We start from the raw sequence: 18,917 nt of genomic DNA on the forward strand, positions 1-18,917 counted from the left end.
CGGGTGGGGGTGTTATTCCGGTGGACCATTCCAGCCCGCCACCCCGCTGCATGAATTACTGACGGGCGCTCGCCATCGGCGAGCGCCCTTTCCTTTTTACTGTCTGGATAAGCGTAAACCCTATATTTAAATTTCTCACTCACTGAGAAACCGATTTTTGTCCAGCGGGAGCGGCGTGGCATTCTCTGTCCATCGACATCGCTTCAAGCAACGCACAACATCGTGAACAAGGAATCCAGCGTCATCGGGGCCGAGCGCCTGCTGCTCGTGCTGAGCGCACTCGCCAGCCACGGCAAGGCCATGTCCGTGAAGGACATGCTCGGCGCCACCGGTCTCGCGCAAAGTACGCTCTACCGGCAAGTCGCGCTGCTCAAGCGCTGGGGCTTCGTGTCCGAAGACGCCGGCTACTACGCGCCCGGTCCCATCAGTCTCCAGCTCGCGCTCGGCTTCGACGTCAACTCGATGCTCGTCGAAGCCAGCCGCGACAGCATGCTGCAACTCTCCCGCGCGACGCAGGAAAGCGTCGGCCTCATCGTCGCCGTGAACGACCAGGTGATCTGCCTCGAAATGATCGAGAGCACGCACTCGCTGCGCTGCTCCTTCGAGAAAGGCCGCGCCGTGCCGCTGCGTGCGGGGGCATCGGCGAAATCGCTGCTCGCCTTCATGGCCGACAAGACCCGCGCCGAAAGCCTCGACCGCCAGTTCGCCGACAACCCCGCCGCGCGCGCCGCCCTCGAAGCCGAACTCGACGCCATCCGCGCCCGCGGCTACGCAGTCAGCGACAGCGAAATCGATATCGGCGTATGGGGCGTCAGCGCGCCCGTGTTCCGCCGTCCGACGCGCGGCAGCGGCGGCGGCGCGGCCGCCTCGATCACGCTGATGGCGCCCTCCTCGCGCGCCGCCGGCCGCGAACAGCAACTCGCCGACTGGACCGTGCGCACCGCCAACGCCATTTCCACCCAATTGCAGTCCACCTGACCCGCATCAAAGACCGCACCAAAAACCACGACCGAACCACACCCGGAGCCCACACGATGAAACTCAAGAACCTCTTTACCGCCGCGAGCCTCGGCTTTGCGATCATGGCCGCCGTGCTGCCCGGCAACGCCGCCGCTGAAGACTCGAAGGTGCTGAACGTCGCCACCGACGCCACCTTCCCGCCGATGGAATTCGTCGACAAGGGCCAGCGCACCGGCTTCGACATCGACATCATGAACGCGCTGGCGAAGGCAATGGGCAAGACGGTCCAGTGGACCGACATCGACTTCAAGGGGCTGATTCCAGGTCTCGTCGCGCGCCGTTTCGATGCCGCCATCTCCGGCATCTACATCACGCCGGAACGCTCGCAAGTGGTCGACTTCACGCAGTCGTACTTCGCAGGCGGCCTCTCGGCGCTGGTGAAGGCCGATTCGCCGATCAAGACCCTCGCCGATCTCAACGGCAAGAAGGTGACGGTTCAGGTGGGCACGAAGTCCGTGAACTTCCTGCGTGACAACTATCCGCAAGTGCAGCGCGTGGAAGTGGAAAAGAACCAGGAAATGTTCGATCTCGTCGGCATCGGCCGCGCGGATGCCGCCGTTACGGGCAAGCCCGCCGCGTTCCAGTTCGTGCGCACCCGCCCCGGTTTCCGCGTGCTCGACAAGGAGCTGACCACGGAAGCGTATGGCATCGCCGTGCGCAAGGACGAGCCGCAACTGCGCGACCAGATGAACGCCGCGCTCGCCAAAATCAAGGCCGACGGCACCTACGACGCCATCGTCAAGAAGTGGTTCAGCACGACCGCCACGACCGCCAGCGCCAAGTAAGCCGACGGACCTGACCCATGCAACTCGACTTCACTCCCGCCTTCGCCGGCTGGGCCGACATCGCGCACGGCGCGCTGGTCACGGTGGAAGTGACCGCCGCCGCGCTCGTGCTGTCGTGCCTGCTCGGGCTTCTGATCGGCATCGGCCGGCTGGCGCCGCAGCGCCGGCTCGTCTACGGCTTCTGCACCGGCTATCTGATCTTCTTCCGCGGCACGCCGCTGCTCGTGCAGTTGTTCCTGCTGTTCTTCGGCCTGCCGCAGTTCGATATCCTGCTGCCCGCGTTCGTGTGCGGCATGCTCGGGCTCGGGCTGTATTCGGCGGCGTATGTGTCGGAAATCGTGCGCGGCGCGATTCAATCGGTGGATCGCGGCCAGACGGAAGCGGCGCGCTCCATCGGCATGTCGTCCGGACAGGCGATGCGCGCGATCATCCTGCCGCAGGCCATCGTGCGCATGATTCCGCCGCTCGGCAACGAGTTCATCGCGTTGATCAAGAACTCCGCGCTGGTGTCGCTGCTGACCATCCACGACCTGATGCACGAAGGACAGAAGATCATCAGCGTCTCCTACCGGTCGCTTGAGGTGTATATCGTGATCGCGCTCGTCTATCTCGTGCTCACCCAGACGACCAATTACATTCTTCACCGCGTCGAGCGTCGGCTGCGCGCAGGAGGCATGGTGCAATGAACAGCGCTCAACCCATCGTCAGCATCCGCGAACTCACCAAGTCCTTCGGCACGCATCGCGTCCTGAACGGCATTGACTTCGATATCCAGCCGAGCCAGGTCGTCGTCGTGATCGGGCCGAGCGGTTCCGGCAAGAGCACCTTCCTGCGCTGCTGCAACGGTCTCGAACAGCCGGAACGCGGCACCATCGACATCTGCGGGCATCGGCTCGTCGATCACGGCACGATGCTCAAGGAGCGCCCGCTCAACGCGTTGCGCACCGAAGTCGGCATGGTGTTCCAGTCGTTCAATCTGTTCCCGCATCTTTCGGTGCTGCACAACATCACGGTCGGCCCGCGCATGCTGCGCGGCGTGTCGAAAGCCGATGCCGATACCGCCGCGCTCGCGCTGCTCAAGAAGGTCGGCCTCGAACACAAGGCGCATGCGATGCCCGCGAGTCTCTCGGGCGGACAGAAGCAGCGCGTCGCGATTGCCCGCGCACTCGCCATGCAGCCGCGCGTCATGCTGTTCGACGAACCCACGTCGGCGCTCGATCCGGAACTCGTCGGCGAAGTGCTGCAAGTGATGAAGCTGCTCGCCGCCGAAGGCATGACGATGCTCGTCGTCACGCACGAAATGGGCTTCGCGAAGGAAGTGGCGGATGTGGTCGTCGTGATGGACGGCGGCGAGATCGTCGAGGCGGGTCCGCCCGCGCAGATCTTCTCGACGCCCACGCAGCCGCGCACGCGTTCGTTCCTGCAAGCCGTGCTGACGCGCGCATGAACCTCGCCCTGATACGCGGCGACGCGCTCGTCGCCTCACCCTGGAAGAACGGCGGCGGCATCACGCGCGAAGTCGCAGCGCAAGCCCAGGCGTGGCGCGCGAGCGTCGCGGATATCGACCGGCCCGGGCCCTTCTCGCGCTTCGACGGCATCGACCGCATGCTCGTGCTGCTCGACGGCGCGGGTCTCGTGCTCGGCGAACACGTCGTCGGGCAGGCGTTGGCGCTGGCCCGGTTCGCGGGCGAGACGCTCATCGACGCGCAGCTCACCGACGGCCCCGTCCGCGTGTTCAACCTGATGACGCAACGCGATGCCGCGCGTGCATCGGTGGATATCTGGCAGACGCCGGGCACGCGCGTCGTGAGCGGCGACACCGTGCTGCTGCACTGCGCGCGCGGCACGCTCGACGTGCGCGTCGGCGGGACGCATATCAGTCTGACGAAGATGGACACGCTGCGCTTGGACGAAGCGTGCGACGTCGAAGTCGGCATGCAAGGCGACGGCGCGCTGCTGTGCGCGTCGCTCGAAACCGAAGTCCGATCATGAACTCATCGAACGCATTGAACCCGACGCTTTTCGCGGCGCACGCGCTGCTGCCGGACGGCTGGCGCAGCAACGTGCTGCTGGAGTGGAACGACGCGGGCACGCTCGTCGCCGTGACGCCTGACGTGCGCGAGATACCTGCGAACGCTGCGCGCGCCGCGGGACCGGTCGTGCCCGGCATGCCGAACCTGCATTCGCACGCGTTCCAGCGCGCGATGGCGGGCCTCACCGAATATCGCGCGAACCCCGCCGACAGCTTCTGGAGCTGGCGCGACCTGATGTACCGCTTCGCGCTGCGCATCACGCCCGAGACGCTCGGCGCGATCGCGCGCTGGCTCTATGTCGAGATGCTCAAGGCGGGCTACACGTCCGTCTGCGAGTTCCACTACGTGCATCACGCCGAAGACGGTGCGCAGTATGCGCATCCCGCCGAACTGGCGATGCGCGTCGTGGATGCGGCGCGCGAGACCGGCATCGGCATGACGATGCTGCCCGTGCTCTATCAGCAAGGCGGCTTCGACGCACAGCCGCCGCGCCCCGACCAGCGCCGCTTCATCAACTCCACCGAAGGCTATCTCGACTTGCTGCGCAGCCTGCGCACGGCGCGTCCCGAAGACGGCGCGCTGCGTTACGGCGTCGCGCCGCACTCACTGCGGGCGGTGTCGGAGGCTTCGTTGCGCGCGTTGCTCGACGGTCTCGACGCCATGTCACCCGGCGCGCCCGTGCATATCCATATCGCGGAACAGACGGCCGAAGTAGACGCATCGCTCGCGGCGCTCGGCGCGCGCCCGGTGCAATGGCTGCTCGATCACTTCGACGTGAACGCACGCTGGTGCCTCGTGCATGCCACGCACGTCGATGCCGGCGAAACGCTCGCGCTCGCCCGCAGCGGTGCAATCACCGGGCTGTGTCTCACGACCGAGGCGAATCTCGGCGACGGCTTCTTCCCCGTCGCGGAATACCTCGACGCGCAGGGTGCGTTCGGCGTCGGCTCGGACAGCCATATCGGCGTGGACTGGCGCGCGGAACTGCGTCTGCTCGAATATGGCCAGCGGCTCCAGCGGCGGCAGCGCAACGTGCTCGCGTCGCCGGACACGGCGCAGGTCGCGGACCGGCTGTTCCACGGCGCGCTCGAAGGCGGCGCCCGCGCGACGGGCCGCGCCACCGGCAAGCTCGAAGCCGGCGCGCGCGCCGACTGGCTCGTGCTCGACGCCGATCATCCGAATCTCGCCGAACAAACGCCCGCGACGTGGCTTTCTTCCGTGGTCTTCTGCGAACATGGCGAAACGCCGGTGCGCGATGTTTTCGTCGGTGGAGAATGCGTGGTGCGCGAGCGTCGTCATCGGGACGAAGCGCGGCACTACGCGGACTATCGCCGGGCGCTCTCGCAACTGCTTGCCGACGCCTGACCGTCGGCCAACCCAGGACGCAAGCTCATGAACGATCTCTTTTCCCTCGAACGCGGCGATGCGCCGCTGCTGATCTCCATCCCGCACCTCGGCACGCAGATTCCGGACTCGTTGCGCAGCCAGTACACCGACGTCGCGCTGACGGTCGCGGATACCGACTGGCATCTCGACCGCCTCTACAGCTTCGCCCGGATGCTCGGCGCGACGATTCTCGGCGCGCGCCTGTCGCGCTATGTGATCGACCTGAACCGGCCGCCGAGCGATGAAAGCCTGTATCCCGGACAGACGACGACCGGCCTGTGCCCCGACCTGACCTTTCGCGGCGAGCCGGTGTATCGCGAAGGCTGCGTGCCCGATGCCGCCGAGAAGCAGCGGCGCGTCGCGGCGTACTGGCAGCCGTATCACGACACGCTGCGCGCCGAGTTGAAGCGTCTGCGCGAGCGGCATGCGAACGTGCTGCTGTGGGAAGCGCATTCCATCGCGAGCGTGTTGCCGCGTCTCTTCGACGACAAGCTGCCCGACCTCAATATCGGCACGCAGGACGGACGCACGGCGGCGGCTTCGGTGCAGCAGGAAGTGGAACGCGCGGCTGCGGCAGGTCCGTTCACGTGGATCGCCAACGGCCGCTTCAAGGGCGGCTATATCACGCGGCACTTCGGCGCGCCCCAGGACGGCGTCCACGCAGTCCAGCTGGAGATGTGCCAGTCGACCTACATGAACGAGGCCGCGCCGTTCGAGTATCGGCCCGAGGTGGCGCAGCAGGTCGAGCCGGTGGTCGAGAACATGGTGAGCGGCGCGCTGCGGGCGGTGGTCGCGCTGAGCACGGCGGCCGGCTGATCAGGCGTCATTGAGGAGCAAGTCTCGCAGCGCGTCGAGCGCCGCCGAATAGTGGCCCTTGCGCCAGACCAGCAGCGTGTCCACCTGCCCCAGCTTGCCGAGCGGATGGACATCGACGTCATCGTCGAGACGCGCCAGTTCCAGCACCGAGCGCGGCGCCACCGCGACGCCCGCGCCCGCCGCCACGCACGCGATGATCGCGTGGTACGAGGCCAGTTCCAGCACCCGCGCGGGACGGATGCCCTGCTGCTCGTACCAGCGCATCGCATAGGAGCGATAGGCGCAGCCGCGTTCGAACGCCACCAGCGTGAGGCCGGCCGGCTCCTGCGCCAATGATGTCGGATCCTGTCCGCGCGGCGTGACCAGCGTGAGTTCTTCACGAAACACCGGCACGGTGTCGAACTGCCCGGCGCCGAGCGCGTCCGGTTCGATCGGCCGCGCCATCACCGCCGCATCCACGTCGAAGGTGCGCACGCTCTCGATCAGCGCGCGCGTCACGCCCGTCGCCAGTTCCAGCGTCACCTGCGGCCAGCGCCGGTGATACGCCGCCAGCACGCGCGGCAGACGGCTCGCCGCCGTGCTTTCCATCGTGCCCAGGCGCAGGCGTCCTTGCGGCCGGTTCTCGCTGACTGCATGACGCGCTTCCTCGGCCAGCGCGAGCAGGCGTTCGGCGTAGGGCAGCAGGGTCTCGCCGGCGGGCGTCAGCACGAGGCGCCGGCCATCGCGGACGAACAACTCCGTGCCGAGGGTTTCCTCAAGCTGGCGAATGCGCGTCGTCACGTTCGATTGCACCCGGTTCAGCTTGAGCGCCGCGCGCGTCACGCCGTTTTCGCGGACGACCGCCCGAAAGATGGTGAGCGCAGCCAGGTCCATGATCTTTCCTGAAGATTGATTCCATCTCGATTATTCATTTTTCAAGATGGATCGGTCAAGGTAGGATCAGCGGACCATCGCTCTGACTTTCATGCTCATGGCATCGCCGCTGCCCGTCTCGTCCGCCTCCGCCCATCCCGCGCGCCATGCCGCGCTTGCCTGCGCCGTGGTGCTGGCCGTCGCGCTGGGTGTCGGGCGCTTCGCGTTCACGCCGCTGCTGCCGCTGATGCTGCACAACGGCGCGCTCGATATCCGGCACGGCGGCTGGCTCGCGTCGGCCAACTACGCGGGCTATCTGATTGGCGCGCTGTCCTGCGCGGCGATTCGCATCGACCACGCCCGCATGGTGCGGTTCGCGCTCGCCGCGACCATCTTGCTGACCCTCGCAATGGGCGTCGTTCACCTGTTCTGGCTCTGGACGGCGATCCGCTTCGCGGCGGGCGTCGCCAGCGCGTGGGCGTTCGTGTTCGCGTCGCAATGGGGCCTGCGGCGGCTCGCGGAACTCGACGCGCACGGCTACGGCGGCGTCATCTATGCCGGGCCGGGCGTCGGCATCGTCGCGACCGGCCTGCTCGGCGCGGCCGCCGCCGCGTTCGCCGTGCCCGCGCCATGGGTGTGGGACGGCTTCGCAGTGTGCTCGGCGCTGGCCGGCCTGGCCGTCTGGAAGACCTTCACGCGGCAGGTATCGGCCGCGCATGGCCGCGCGACGCATCACGGCGGCAGCGAAACCGGCGTAGCGCGCGCCGATTCGATCGGACTGATCGGGCTCTACGGACTCGCCGGGTTCGGCTACATCATCTCGGCCACCTTTCTGCCCGTCATCGCCCGGCAAGCCTTGCCCGGTTCAGCGTGGCCCGACTTGTTCTGGCCGGCCTTCGGACTTGCGCTGATCGCCGGCGCACTGCTGGCCGCGCGTCTGCCGCTGTCGTGGGATAACCGTCTGCTGTCGGCCGGGTTCTATCTGATTCAGGCAGTGGGGATCGCGTCGGGGATCGTCTTTCCCACGGCGCTCGGGTTCGGCATCGGCAGTCTGCTGCTGGGCTTTCCATTTACCGCAATCACGCTGTTCGCCATGCGCGAGGCGCGCCGCCTGCGCGGCGATGCAGCCGCCGGATTGATGGGCTATGCGACGGCGTCGTATGGATTGGGGCAGATCGTCGGGCCGCTGGTCGCGGCGCCTATCGCGGAACACACGGGTTCGTTCTCGGCCGCGCTGTGGATCGCAGCGGCGGCGCTGTTAGCGGGTGCTATCGGATTGGTCTGGCTGGGGACGCGTGCTTCAGCCCGGCGCTAGAAGAGATCAGCAGGCCACGCTGTCGCGCGGCGCTTGAGAACGCGTCGCCGGTTGCGCGAGTTCCACCCGGTTGCCGCCGAGCGACTTCGCCCGGTACAACGCGCGGTCGGCGATGGTCAGCAGATCGGTCAGCGCGGCGCCGGCCGTGCCGCATTGCGCCAGACCGATGCTCACGGTCGCGCGGATCTCCACGCCCGCCGCGCCGGGCGTGCCCGCTTGCGCGAAACGCCGGACCACGGCTTCCGCCGTCGCGCGGGCGCGATTGCAGTCGCGTCCCGGCAGCAGCGCGGCAAATTCCTCGCCGCCGATGCGCGCAAAAATCGCCTCCGGTCCCAGCGCGTCCTGCGCGATCGACGCGAAGGTCTTGAGCACGGCGTCGCCCGTTTCGTGACCGTGGCGGTCGTTGATGTTCTTGAAGTTGTCGAGATCGAGTGCAATCAGGCAGACCGGCTGCCGTGCATCCGCGCGCCGGATGAGGCGCGCGCCTTCCTCGAAGAACCAGCGGCGGTTGCCGAGCCCCGTCAGGTAATCCGTCCGCGATTCCCTCAGCAGTTCGCCATGCGCTTCGTCGCGCACGAAGCGCAGCAGGATCATCGGCAGAATGACGGAATAGAGCACGCCTTCGTACATCGTCGCCTTGGCGATCGCCGACAGCATGCCCGGCCCGAGCGACGCCGCCAGCCACGGCAGGATCAGCGCGCGCGCGGCATAGAAGAGCCCATGAAAACCCGCGACGAACGCCGCGATATCGCGCGACTGCAGGCGCCGGGCGCGATCGCCGCGCAGCAGCTCGCGGGCGGTCATGCCGCTGGCGAAGGCAATCGGGATGGCGCTGACGTAGTTCCACATCGGCACTTCCCAGCGCACGCCGGCGATGACCCACGCGAGCGCCACGGCGGTCAGCACGCCGATGGACAACCCGCCATGACGCCGGCCGTTCATGATGGCGACGCCGCGCAGCAGCAGTAGATAGCCCGACACCATGATGAGGTTGCTCAGCGCCGATCCGATCGCGCCGGGCAGCGCGTGGCGCACGGCGACGGCCGCGCAGCCGGCGGCAAGCGTCGCGTAGCCGGCGGCCAGCGTGCCCAGCTCCTGCCTGCGTCCGGCATGACCGCGGCGTTCCCACAGCGTCATCCCGCAACTGGCGAGGAGCGTGCCGATGGCAAGCAGATAGATGGTAATTAGATCGACATGCATGCTGTCGCGTGCCTGATGTGCCCGAAAGACTTTTCCGTGCGACTGTTAACGGCAGGCAAACGTCAAACTTGAAGTGAATCGGCGGCATGTGCTTTTTTCGGGCGCACGCTCCGCACTGTCGGACCGGCGGCAACGCACCGCGCGCGGCCGTTCTGTCGCCGCCAACACCTCGCCGCATCACACGAATGCAGACGGGCGCCGCAGTCTACCGCCTTTCCCTTACGCATCAACGGCTTGCACGATCCTCACGCCCGCGAACCGTTCGCTGGCACGGCTCTCGCAATGGATGTCGCGAGCGCAACGACACGCGCTCCCACCCAACCGGAACCCAGGAGATTCACCATGAAGATCGACAACCTCGCTGTCAGCAAAGACCTCGCCCGTGAAGAAATGGAAGCCATCGTCGGCGGCAGCGTTTTCCAGAACAACGGCGTCAACGCCAACCTCGAAGCCGGCGGCGTCTCCTTCGCGAGCCCGCAAACCAACGTCGCGCCCGTGACGCAAGTGGATGCATCGACGCACACGGACGTCGACCTGAAGAACATCACGAAGTCGGTCTCTTCGGTGGGCAGCCTGATTCAAGGCATGAAGATCTGAAGCACGCAATCCGGCGAGCGAAGGATTCGGGGATCCTTCCCTCGCCGGACGCAACACCGCTCAGCGCGGCGCCGATATCACTTCCAGCGCGACCAGATTCGATACGTAGCGGCCGGCGAAACTCGACGGGACATCGAAGAGAGCGCAGATTCGAGCTTCATCAACGGCGCGGAGATCTTCGCCGACGGCGGACAGGCGCAGGTATAACGTCAGATCGCCATGCCGCCCGAGACCTCGATGCGTTGCGCATTGATCCAGCGATTGTCCTCCGACAGCAGCGACGCGATCATCGGTCCGATGTCGTCGGGCAGGCCCGGGCGGCCGAGCGCCGTCATCTCGGTGACGCGCCGGTTGACCTCGGGGTTGTCGCGCACAATGCCGCCGCTGAAGTCGGTCTGAATCGCGCCCGGCGCCACCACGTTGACCGCGATGCGCCGTGGCGCCAGTTCCTTCGCCATGTACTTGGTCAGCACTTCCACCGCGCCTTTCAGCGAGCCATAGGCCGCGCTCTCCGGAATGATGATGCGCGTGAGGCCCGACGAGATATTGACGATCCGGCCGCCGTCGTTGATCAGCGGAAGCAGCTTCTGCGTGAGAAAGAACACGCCCTTGAAGTGGACGTCATAAAGCGCGTCGAGCTCGGCTTCCGTCGTCTTTTCGATGCTGTTGTGATGCGACGTGCCCGCGTTGTTGACGAGATAGTCGAAGCGTTCGGCGTGCCAGCCGGCGAGCGTGCGGCGCACGTCATCGGTGAAGGCGTCGAAGGCCGCGACCTTGCCGGTATCGAGTTGCAGCGCGGCCGCCTTGCTGCCCGTCTCGGCGACGAGCGCCAGCACCTTGTCCGCTTCCGCGCGATTGCTGTGATAAGTGAAGATGCAATCGACGCCGCGTTGCGCGAGATTGAGCACCGTGTTCCGACCGAGCCCGCGGCTTGCGCCGGTCACGATCGCGATCTTGCTGGCAGACATGAATGACCTCTCTGTGAAGTGAATCCACAGGATAGTCATTCGCATCCGTTCGCATAATCCGTGCAACGTTGCACGGGCTGTGCTGGCATGCGAACAATGACGCATGCCAGCATGAGATCAAGGCGTAGGCGGCGTGCCTTCGCCCGGCTGGTTCGCGAGACCCGCGCGGGTCACATCGAAGGCCAGCTTCTTCGTGCTCTCGTCATAGCGGCAGCGCACCTTCGCGCCTTCGCCGACCTCGCCGCCGAGCATCTCCCTCGCGAGCTGGTTCTCGATCGACTGTCGGATCTGCCTGCGCAATTCGCGCGCGCCGAACTCAGGCCGATAACCGACTTCCGCGAGATGATCCACGACGGATTCGTCGAATTCAAGCGCTATGTCCTGACTGTGCGCGAGACGCTGCACCTGATCGAGCATCAGCCGCACGATCTGCCGCACTTCATCGCGTCCAAGGGACTTGAACAGGATGATGTCGTCGATCCGGTTCAGGAACTCCGGCCTGAAGTGTTGCTGCAACACCTTCATCACGCCGCTTTGCAGCGACGCATCCGCATCCGACGCCGTGCTTGTGAAGCCCAGCACGCCGCGTTTCTGTCCGGCGATCACATCGGAACCGAGATTGCTCGTCGCGATGATCAGCGTGTTGCTGAAGTCGACCACACGGCCCTTGCCGTCGGTGAGGCGTCCGTCGTCGAACACTTGCAGCAGCACGTTGTAGACATCCGGATGCGCCTTCTCGATCTCGTCGAGCAGGATCACGCTGTAAGGCCGCCGACGCACGCGCTCGGTCAGCTGGCCGCCTTCGTCATAACCCACATAGCCCGGCGGCGAACCGATCAGCCGCGACACCGCATGGCGCTCCATGTACTCGCTCATGTCGACGCGCAGCATCGCGTCTTCGTCGCCGAACACGACTTCCGCGAGCGCCTTCGCCAGCTCGGTCTTGCCGACGCCCGTCGGCCCGAGGAACAGGAACACGGCAATCGGCCGATTACGCCCTTGCAAACCGGTGCGCGCGCGGCGCACGGCGTCGGACACGGCCTCGACCGCTTCGTCCTGGCCGATCACGCGCTTGTGCAACCGCTCTTCCATCTGCAACAGGCGCGCGCGTTCTTCCTCGGTCAGTTGCGCGACCGGAATGCCCGTGAGCGTCGCGACGATCTCCGCGATCTGCGCGACCGTCACCGTCGACGTGTTCGTGCCGACACGCTTCTTCCAGGTGTCGGTGGCGTCGTCGAGTTCCTTTTGCTTCTGTTCGAGTTCGCTGTCGAGCGCATGCGCGCGGTCGAACTGCTTGCGCGAGGCCGCGTAGTCCTGTTCCCGCCGCAACTGCGCGTGCTCCGCTTCCAGTTCGAGGATTTCGGCGGGGCGCGAAGTGGCCGAGAGATTCACGCGCGCGGCGGCCTGATCGACGAGATCGATCGCCTTGTCGGGCAGGAAGCGCCCGGTGATGTAACGGTCCGACAATTCCGCCGCGCCGACGATCGCATCGTCCTGGATGGTCACCTTGTGATGCGCTTCGAGACGGTCGCGCAGGCCGCGCAGGATGTTGATGGTCTGCGCGACGGTCGGCTCCGCCACCAGCACCGGCTGGAAGCGCCGTTCGAGCGCCGCGTCCTTCTCGATGTGCTTCTGGTACTCGGCGAGCGTGGTCGCGCCGATCAGGTTCAGCTCGCCGCGTGCCATGGCCGGCTTGAAGACATTGGCGATGTCGAGACCGCCTTCGCCGCCGCCCTGCCCCGCGCCGACGATCGTATGCACCTCGTCGACGAACAGCAGCAGCGTGTCGCGATTTGCGCCGATTTCATCGACGACCTGCTTCACGCGCTCTTCGAACTCGCCGCGAAACTTCGCGCCCGCGACCATCGAGTTCACGTTCAGCTCGACGAGCCGTTTCTCGCGCAGCGACTCGGGCACGTCGCCGTTCACCATGCGCTGCGCCAGGCCCTCGACGACCGCCGTCTTGCCGACGCCCGGCTCGCCGATCAACACCGGATTGTTCTTGCGGCGGCGCGCGAGCACTTCGACCATCGTCTCGATCTCGCGTGCGCGCCCGATCACCGGATCGAGATGTCCTTCGCGCGCAAGGGCGGTGAGGTCGCGGCTGAACTTGTCGAGATTCGGCGTGCGCGAAGGCGGCGTGTCGCCGCCGCGCGGCGGTGCGCCCGCGCCGACCGTCTGCGCGGTCTGCTGCCTGAGCGCCTGCGGATCGACGCCAAGCTTGCCGAGCAGTTGCCCGGCGAAGCTGTCGGGCACGTCGGCAAGACCGATCAGCAGATGTTCCGGCGCGACATAGCTGTGGCGCAGTTGCCGCGACGCGAGGAAGGCGCGGTCGAGCGCGCTCTTCAGACGCGGCGACACGCCGATCATGCCGTCCGCCGGCGGCGGCGACGTGCCGTAGCAGCCGGGCGCGTTGGCATCGATATAGGCACGGATCTGCGCGGGTTCGAGCCCGAGGCTCTTCATCAGCGACTCGATCACCGCGTTGTTCGCGAGCTCGTAGAGCAGGTGTTCCGTATCGACCTGCGAACATCCGGATTGCACGGCGCGCTCGGCCGCGCGCATCAGCATCTCTTTCGCGCCGTCGCTGAAATAGCGGTCGATGTTCGCGCCTTCGGCTTCGTTGCGCCGGGCGCTGGGGGCCGTGGCGGTATCGGCAGATGCGGGCGTCTCAGGCTGTTCAGGCGCGCCGCCGAGAAACAGCGACTCCAGCGGCGAGAGCGCGCGCTGATGCCGTGTCAGCTGGGCATAGTGAAAGTCGCATACGTCGATGACATGCCGCTGACCGTTGCGCAAGACGGCCAGCCGCACCGTGGCGGGACGCGCGGCGCAAACGTCGCACAGATGAGCCATGTTCGGATTCCTTTCATGAGGGCGTGCGCCCGGCCAGGCATCGATGCAACCGCTATTCCTGATCCCTGGCCTTGCAAGTGCCGTGAACAAGATCGGGCAGTCATGGTACTGCGCAAGCCGCCCTGCATGCGGGAACGATGTTTGCAGTAGGCCGTGCCGATTGCGCGCCTACGCGGACCTTGCTTGCTCGCCCGCCGCCAGCGTCTTGATGCGCCCGGCCACTTCGGCGTCAAGCGGTGTATAGACGATCATGCCGAGGTCAGGCCGGCCATCGACCGCGAAGGCCGAATACTCCAGCTCCACCGCGCCGAGCAACGGATGCTGCAGACGCTTGACGGCATGCACATCCGAGTGCCCGAGCACATCGTTGTCGCGCCACAGCGCTTCGAACTCGGGGCTGGCGCTGCACAGTTCATCGACGAGATCAGCGGCTTCCGACACGATCCCCGCACGCGCCACGTCCGCCCGAAACGCCCCGACGACAAAGCGCGCGACGTTCTCCCAGTCATGCTGCTTCGCGCGCACGGCGGGATGGCGGAACAGAAACTTCAGGATATTGCGCTGGCCTGGCGGCAATGCGCCGTAGTCGGTCAGCACGACGGCCGCCGCGCGGTTCCACGCCACCACATCCCACGTGGCTGTCTTGATGATCGCCGGACTGGCTTCGAGCGAATCGAGCAGGCGCTGCAAGCGCGGATTCACGCCTGCCACGGATTGATAACGGACTTCCGGCGGCCTGCCGAGACCGAGCATGAACAGGTGCTCGCGTTCGGTATCGGTCAGCAGCAACGCGCCGGCGATACGGTCCAGCACGTCCGGCGAAGGCGCGCCGCCGCGTCCCTGTTCGAGCCACGTGTACCACGTCGGGCTGATGCTGGCGCGTTGCGCCACCTCTTCGCGGCGCAGTCCGGGCGTGCGGCGGCGGCCCGTGAAGCCGAAGCTGGCCGGATCGAGACGGGTGCGGCGGCTACGCAGGAAATCGCCGAGTGAGCGCGGTGTGTTCAAGGTGTTAGTCGTTTTACTATGATGCCGTCACTACTTTAACGGGATAAGAAAACGCAGGATAGTGCATGGGTTCGATCAAGGAGAACCACACCATGCGAATCTTTCTGACAGGCGCGACCGGCTTCATCGGCTCGGCGCTCGTTCCCGAACTCATCGCGGCGGGTCATCAGGTCATCGGCATGACGCGTTCCGATGCCGGCGCGCACGCCCTGACCGCTGCCGGCGCCGAAGTCCACCACGGCACGCTCGAAGACCCCGCCAGCCTCCGCGACGGCGCAGCCCGCGCCGACGCCGTCATCCACACCGCCTTCGACCACGACTTCTCGCGCTTCGTCGAGAACTGCGAGAAGGACACGCGCGCGATCGCCGCGCTCGGCGAAGCGCTCGCGGGCTCGGACCGTCCGCTCGTCATCACGTCGGGCACGGGGATCGGCATCGGCGAACAGGGTGGCCTGGCGCGCGAGGACATCTTCAACCTGAAGCATCCGAATCCGCGCATCGCGTCGGAGATCGCGGGACAGGCGTTGCTCGAACAGGGCATCAACGTGTCAGTCGTGCGCCTGCCGCAGGTCCACGATCCGTTTCGTCAGGGGCTCATCACGCCGCTCATCGGCATTGCGCGCGAGAAAGGCGTCTGCGCGTATGTGGGCGACGGCGCCAATCGCTGGCCGGCGGGGCATCGTTCGGATGTCGCGCGGCTGTATCGGCTCGCCGTCGAGAAGGCCGAACGCGGCGCGCGTTATCACGCGGTCGGCGAGGAAGGCGTCAGCGCGCGCGACATCATGGAGTCGCTCGGGCGCGGCATGCAGTTGCCGGTCGTGTCGATCACCGCAGACGAAGCAAAGGATCACTTCGGCTGGATGGCGATGTTCATCGCCCTCGACATGCCCGCCTCCAGCGCACAGACACAAGCTCGACTCGACTGGCAACCCACAGGGCCGACGCTGCTGTCCGATCTCGATCAGGCGCGGTACCTGGAACAGTCCGCCTGAGCGTCGGGCGAGGAAAGCGGCTTGCGTTTATGATCGATCGGCACCCACCCTTTCGAGCGTGAATCCATGAGCGGCTTTCCTTATCGCAGCGCGCTGATCGTCGGCGCCGGAGCGGGCATCAGCGCTTCGCTCACGCGGCGCCTGCGCGCCGAGAACATTCCTGTCGTGATCGCGGCGCGCAACGTCGACAAGCTGGCCTCGCTGGTGGCTGAAACCGGCGCCGTCGCACTGCCCGCCGATGCCGCCGATGCCAGCCAGATCGACGCGCTCTTCAGCGAGACTGAAGCGCGCATCGGTGCGCCGGAGATCGTCGTGTACAACGCCAGCGGCCGCGTCCGCGGGCCGCTGGCCGAACTGGATGCGGCGGCGGTGGAACGGGCTGTCGCGGTCTCCGCGCTGGGCGCCTTCCATGTCGTGCAGCAGGCCGCGCGGCGCATGACGCCGGCCGGTCACGGCGCGATCCTGCTGACCGGCGCGACCGCCGGCGTGAAGGGCTTTGCGCTGTCCGCGCCGTTCGCGATGGGTAAGTTCGCGCTGCGAGGTCTCGCGCAAAGCGCCGCACGCGAACTGATGCCGAAGGGCATTCACGTCGCGCATTTCGTCATCGACGGCGGAGTGCGCGGCTCGCATCCCGAAGCCGCCGACGCGCCCGACAGCATGCTCGACCCCGATGCGATCGCGCAGTCCTATATCGATGTGCTGCGCCAGCATCGCAGCGCGTGGACGTGGGAGATGGAACTGCGGCCATGGGTGGAAAAGTTCTGAGTCGGCGCTGCACCGACAGGCGTCCCAGCTTCGTCGGGCGCACGCCGACATATCAACCGCGCCCGAAAGCTCTTCAAAACCGCCCTTTCCTTTGCTGACAAGGACTTCAACGCTCTCCGCACGCCGCTGGCACAGCTCTCGCATATGTATCTGCGAGCGCAACGAAACATGCTCAACCAACCCAACCAGCCACTCAGGAGAACCATCATGTTGAAGATCGACAACCTCGCCGTCAGCAAAGAACTCGACCGTGCCGAAATGGGCGCCATCGTCGGCGGCAGCGTGTTCCAGAACAACGCCATTAACGCCAACGGCCAGTTCGGCGGCGTGTCGTTCGCCAGCCCGCAAACCAATGTCGCGCCCGTCACGCAAGTGGATGCCTCCACGCACACGGACGTCGACCTGACCAACGTGACGAAGTCGCTCACCGCCGTCGGCAGCCTGGTTCAAGGCATGAAGCTCTGAGCATTCCGCAACACGAGCACAGGCACGAGATGGGACGGACTGCTCCGTCTCCTCTCCTGGAACCTTGGCCCCGCCTCACCTCGATCACGCCGAGGTTCCCGGAGAGGACTGCTGGCTTGCCGGCGGCCTCTCGTGCTGCTGCGCGTAGTGCGTCGGCGGCACGCCGACATGACGCGTGAACGCCACGCTGAACGCACTCGCCGAACCGTACCCCACGCGCTCCGCCACCTTCGCGACACTGCCTTCCTTCTGGCGCAGCAGCTTCCTCGCCAGCGCCATGCGCCACGACAGCAGATACTCCATCGGCGCCACGCCCACCGCACGGCTGAAACGCTCGAAGAACGCCGAGCGCGACAGCGCCGCCGCCCGCGCCAGCTCCACGACGGTCCAGGCCCGCTCGGGACGTTCGTGCATCTGCCGGATGGCCTGCGCCAGACGCGCATCGGCGAGACCGCGCACCAGGCCCGGCGATGCCGCCGTGCCCGTGGAACGCAAGGCCTCGATCAACAGCACTTCCAGCAGGCGCGCGAGCACCATGTCGCGCGCGGGCCGCTGCGCGCGCGATTCCTCCCGGACGAGCTTGACGAGCGTGGCCAGCCGGCGCTCGCCGCGCACATGCACGAGCTCCGGCAGCAAGGAAACGAGCAGCTCGGCATCCGGCGAACCGAACACGCAATGACCCACGAGAATCTGGATATCGCGTGGAGCGGTTTCCGCGCCGATCCGGAAGCCGCCGTCCGCCAGCGCGACCGGAACGGCATCGGCTTCGTCGGCTTCGGGCGGTTCGAGACTCGACATCGTGAATTCGTCCAGTTCCGGGACCAGCACGAAATCGTCGGTCTGCAACGTGACGGGCTCGCGGCCGTTGGCCACGAGACGGCACGCGCCTTCGAGCACCACGCAGTAGAACGGCATGTGCGCGTCCGAGCGCCGCACGCGCCACCGGCCACTGCCGCTCACCACCTTCGAGAACGCCGCAACCGGCTGCAACAAGGTGACGACGTCCGCGAACGGATCGATCATGGCCGGACTTCCTCGAATGAAAACTGGACGTTCGATTGTAGCAAGTCCGGCCCGGGCGACTTATCGTGAGAGCTCATTCACTCACCCGCGGATTTGCCATGCCCACCGTATTGATCACCGGATGCTCGTCCGGTTTTGGCCTCGAGATCGCCCGTTATTTCCTGGAGCAGGACTGGAATGTCATCGCGACGATGCGCACGCCGCGCGCAGACATCCTGCCGAAGTCCGACCGCCTGCGCGTGATCGCGCTCGACGTGACGGATCCGCACAGCATCAGCGCGGCCATCGCGAGCGCGGGGCCGATCGACGTGCTCGTCAACAACGCGGGCATCGGCTTTCTCAACGCGGTCGAAGCCACGCCGATGGCCACGGCGCGCGAGATCTTCGAGACCAACACGCTCGGCACCATCGCGATGACGCAAGCCGTGCTGCCGCAGTTTCGCGAGCGCCGCTCAGGCGTGATCGTCAATGTGACCTCCACCGTGACGCTGCGGCCGCTGCATCTGCTGTCCGTCTATACGGCCAGCAAGGCGGCGGTCAACGCGTTCTCGGAATCGCTCGCGCTGGAGCTGGAACCGTTCGACGTGCGCGTGCGGATCGTGCTGCCCGGACGGTCGCCCGAAACCAAGTTCGGCGACAACGCCCGGACGCGCATGCAAAGCGGCTTCCCCGAGCCTTACGCGAAGCTCGCGCAAACGGTGTTCGAGCGCTTCGAGAACGACCCGACCGTCACCTATTCGCGCGATGTCGCCGAGGGCGTGTGGCGCGCGGCCACGGACCCGTCAAGCCCGATGCGCATTCCCGCCGGCGCGGATGCCATCGAGTGGGCGAAGGCGGGCTGA

General features: G+C 66.4%; 19 protein-coding genes. 13 read left to right on the forward strand and 6 right to left on the reverse strand.

The window, feature by feature from the left end:
- Positions 1–222 precede the first annotated feature (222 nt).
- The 7 genes from QCE83_RS24210 to hutG are packed head-to-tail and all read left to right on the forward strand — an operon-like array spanning position 223 to position 6,040.
- The gene (locus tag QCE83_RS24210; protein WP_309817290.1) at positions 223–978 is read left to right on the forward strand and encodes an IclR family transcriptional regulator; all 756 of its coding nucleotides are present in this window, start codon (positions 223–225) and stop codon (positions 976–978) included.
- Positions 979–1,034: 56 nt separating this feature from the next.
- Entirely contained in the window at positions 1,035–1,805 is a 771-nt protein-coding gene (locus QCE83_RS24215) for a transporter substrate-binding domain-containing protein (protein ID WP_309817293.1), read from the forward strand.
- Between the two features lie 17 nt (positions 1,806–1,822).
- Complete coding sequence (locus tag QCE83_RS24220) at positions 1,823–2,491, forward strand: amino acid ABC transporter permease (protein WP_309817295.1); 669 nt, start codon at positions 1,823–1,825, stop codon at positions 2,489–2,491.
- On the forward strand, positions 2,488–3,252 hold the full coding sequence (locus QCE83_RS24225; protein WP_309817297.1) for an amino acid ABC transporter ATP-binding protein: 765 nt from the start codon (positions 2,488–2,490) through the stop codon (positions 3,250–3,252). The genes QCE83_RS24220 and QCE83_RS24225 overlap by 4 nt, the downstream gene beginning before the upstream one ends.
- Entirely contained in the window at positions 3,249–3,797 is a 549-nt protein-coding gene (locus tag QCE83_RS24230; protein WP_309817299.1) for a HutD family protein, read from the forward strand. The genes QCE83_RS24225 and QCE83_RS24230 overlap by 4 nt, the downstream gene beginning before the upstream one ends.
- Positions 3,794–5,203, forward strand: a complete 1,410-nt coding sequence (locus QCE83_RS24235; protein WP_309817302.1) for a formimidoylglutamate deiminase — start codon at positions 3,794–3,796, stop codon at positions 5,201–5,203. The genes QCE83_RS24230 and QCE83_RS24235 overlap by 4 nt, the downstream gene beginning before the upstream one ends.
- 27 nt (positions 5,204–5,230) lie before the next feature.
- Complete coding sequence (gene hutG / locus QCE83_RS24240) at positions 5,231–6,040, forward strand: N-formylglutamate deformylase (protein WP_309817305.1); 810 nt, start codon at positions 5,231–5,233, stop codon at positions 6,038–6,040.
- Here hutG and QCE83_RS24245 read toward each other — a convergent pair whose 3' ends face one another.
- Positions 6,041–6,913, reverse strand: a complete 873-nt coding sequence (locus tag QCE83_RS24245; RefSeq protein WP_309817308.1) for a LysR substrate-binding domain-containing protein — start codon at positions 6,911–6,913, stop codon at positions 6,041–6,043.
- Between the two features lie 97 nt (positions 6,914–7,010).
- On the opposite strand from QCE83_RS24245, the gene QCE83_RS24250 reads away from it, so the two are divergent.
- Positions 7,011–8,207 (forward strand): YbfB/YjiJ family MFS transporter, encoded by a 1,197-nt coding sequence (locus tag QCE83_RS24250; protein ID WP_309818734.1) that lies wholly within the window; start codon positions 7,011–7,013, stop codon positions 8,205–8,207.
- Between the two features lie 6 nt (positions 8,208–8,213).
- Here the strand turns inward: QCE83_RS24250 and QCE83_RS24255 are convergent, their stop codons facing one another.
- The gene (locus QCE83_RS24255; protein ID WP_309817311.1) at positions 8,214–9,407 is read right to left on the reverse strand and encodes a GGDEF domain-containing protein; all 1,194 of its coding nucleotides are present in this window, start codon (positions 9,405–9,407) and stop codon (positions 8,214–8,216) included.
- A 342-nt stretch (positions 9,408–9,749) separates the two neighbouring features.
- Here QCE83_RS24255 and QCE83_RS24260 point away from each other — a divergent pair, with 342 nt between their 5' ends.
- Entirely contained in the window at positions 9,750–10,004 is a 255-nt protein-coding gene (locus tag QCE83_RS24260; RefSeq protein WP_309817314.1) for a hypothetical protein, read from the forward strand.
- A gap of 209 nt (positions 10,005–10,213) precedes the next feature.
- Here QCE83_RS24260 and QCE83_RS24265 read toward each other — a convergent pair whose 3' ends face one another.
- The 3 genes from QCE83_RS24265 to QCE83_RS24275 form a co-directional block, all read right to left on the reverse strand.
- Positions 10,214–10,972: an SDR family oxidoreductase gene (locus QCE83_RS24265; protein ID WP_309817317.1), complete on the reverse strand. Its 759-nt coding sequence runs from the start codon at positions 10,970–10,972 to the stop codon at positions 10,214–10,216.
- A 117-nt stretch (positions 10,973–11,089) separates the two neighbouring features.
- Positions 11,090–13,825, reverse strand: coding sequence for an ATP-dependent Clp protease ATP-binding subunit (locus QCE83_RS24270; RefSeq protein ID WP_309817320.1), 2,736 nt, complete (start codon positions 13,823–13,825; stop codon positions 11,090–11,092).
- A gap of 168 nt (positions 13,826–13,993) precedes the next feature.
- Positions 13,994–14,830: a helix-turn-helix transcriptional regulator gene (locus QCE83_RS24275; protein ID WP_309817323.1), complete on the reverse strand. Its 837-nt coding sequence runs from the start codon at positions 14,828–14,830 to the stop codon at positions 13,994–13,996.
- A 92-nt stretch (positions 14,831–14,922) separates the two neighbouring features.
- Here QCE83_RS24275 and QCE83_RS24280 point away from each other — a divergent pair, with 92 nt between their 5' ends.
- The 3 genes from QCE83_RS24280 to QCE83_RS24290 all read left to right on the forward strand — a co-directional run bounded on the left by QCE83_RS24280 (position 14,923) and on the right by QCE83_RS24290 (position 17,052).
- Complete coding sequence (locus QCE83_RS24280) at positions 14,923–15,822, forward strand: SDR family oxidoreductase (RefSeq protein WP_309817327.1); 900 nt, start codon at positions 14,923–14,925, stop codon at positions 15,820–15,822.
- A gap of 66 nt (positions 15,823–15,888) precedes the next feature.
- Entirely contained in the window at positions 15,889–16,587 is a 699-nt protein-coding gene (locus QCE83_RS24285) for an SDR family NAD(P)-dependent oxidoreductase (protein ID WP_309817330.1), read from the forward strand.
- Between the two features lie 207 nt (positions 16,588–16,794).
- On the forward strand, positions 16,795–17,052 hold the full coding sequence (locus QCE83_RS24290; protein WP_309817331.1) for a hypothetical protein: 258 nt from the start codon (positions 16,795–16,797) through the stop codon (positions 17,050–17,052).
- 84 nt (positions 17,053–17,136) lie between these two features.
- On the opposite strand, the gene QCE83_RS24295 is transcribed toward QCE83_RS24290, so the two are convergent.
- Complete coding sequence (locus QCE83_RS24295) at positions 17,137–18,075, reverse strand: AraC family transcriptional regulator (protein WP_309817333.1); 939 nt, start codon at positions 18,073–18,075, stop codon at positions 17,137–17,139.
- Between the two features lie 98 nt (positions 18,076–18,173).
- On the opposite strand from QCE83_RS24295, the gene QCE83_RS24300 reads away from it, so the two are divergent.
- Positions 18,174–18,917, forward strand: a complete 744-nt coding sequence (locus QCE83_RS24300; RefSeq protein WP_309817334.1) for an SDR family oxidoreductase — start codon at positions 18,174–18,176, stop codon at positions 18,915–18,917.

Source organism: Caballeronia sp. LZ034LL (assembly GCF_031451215.1).
Taxonomy (GTDB): Bacteria; Pseudomonadota; Gammaproteobacteria; order Burkholderiales; family Burkholderiaceae; genus Caballeronia.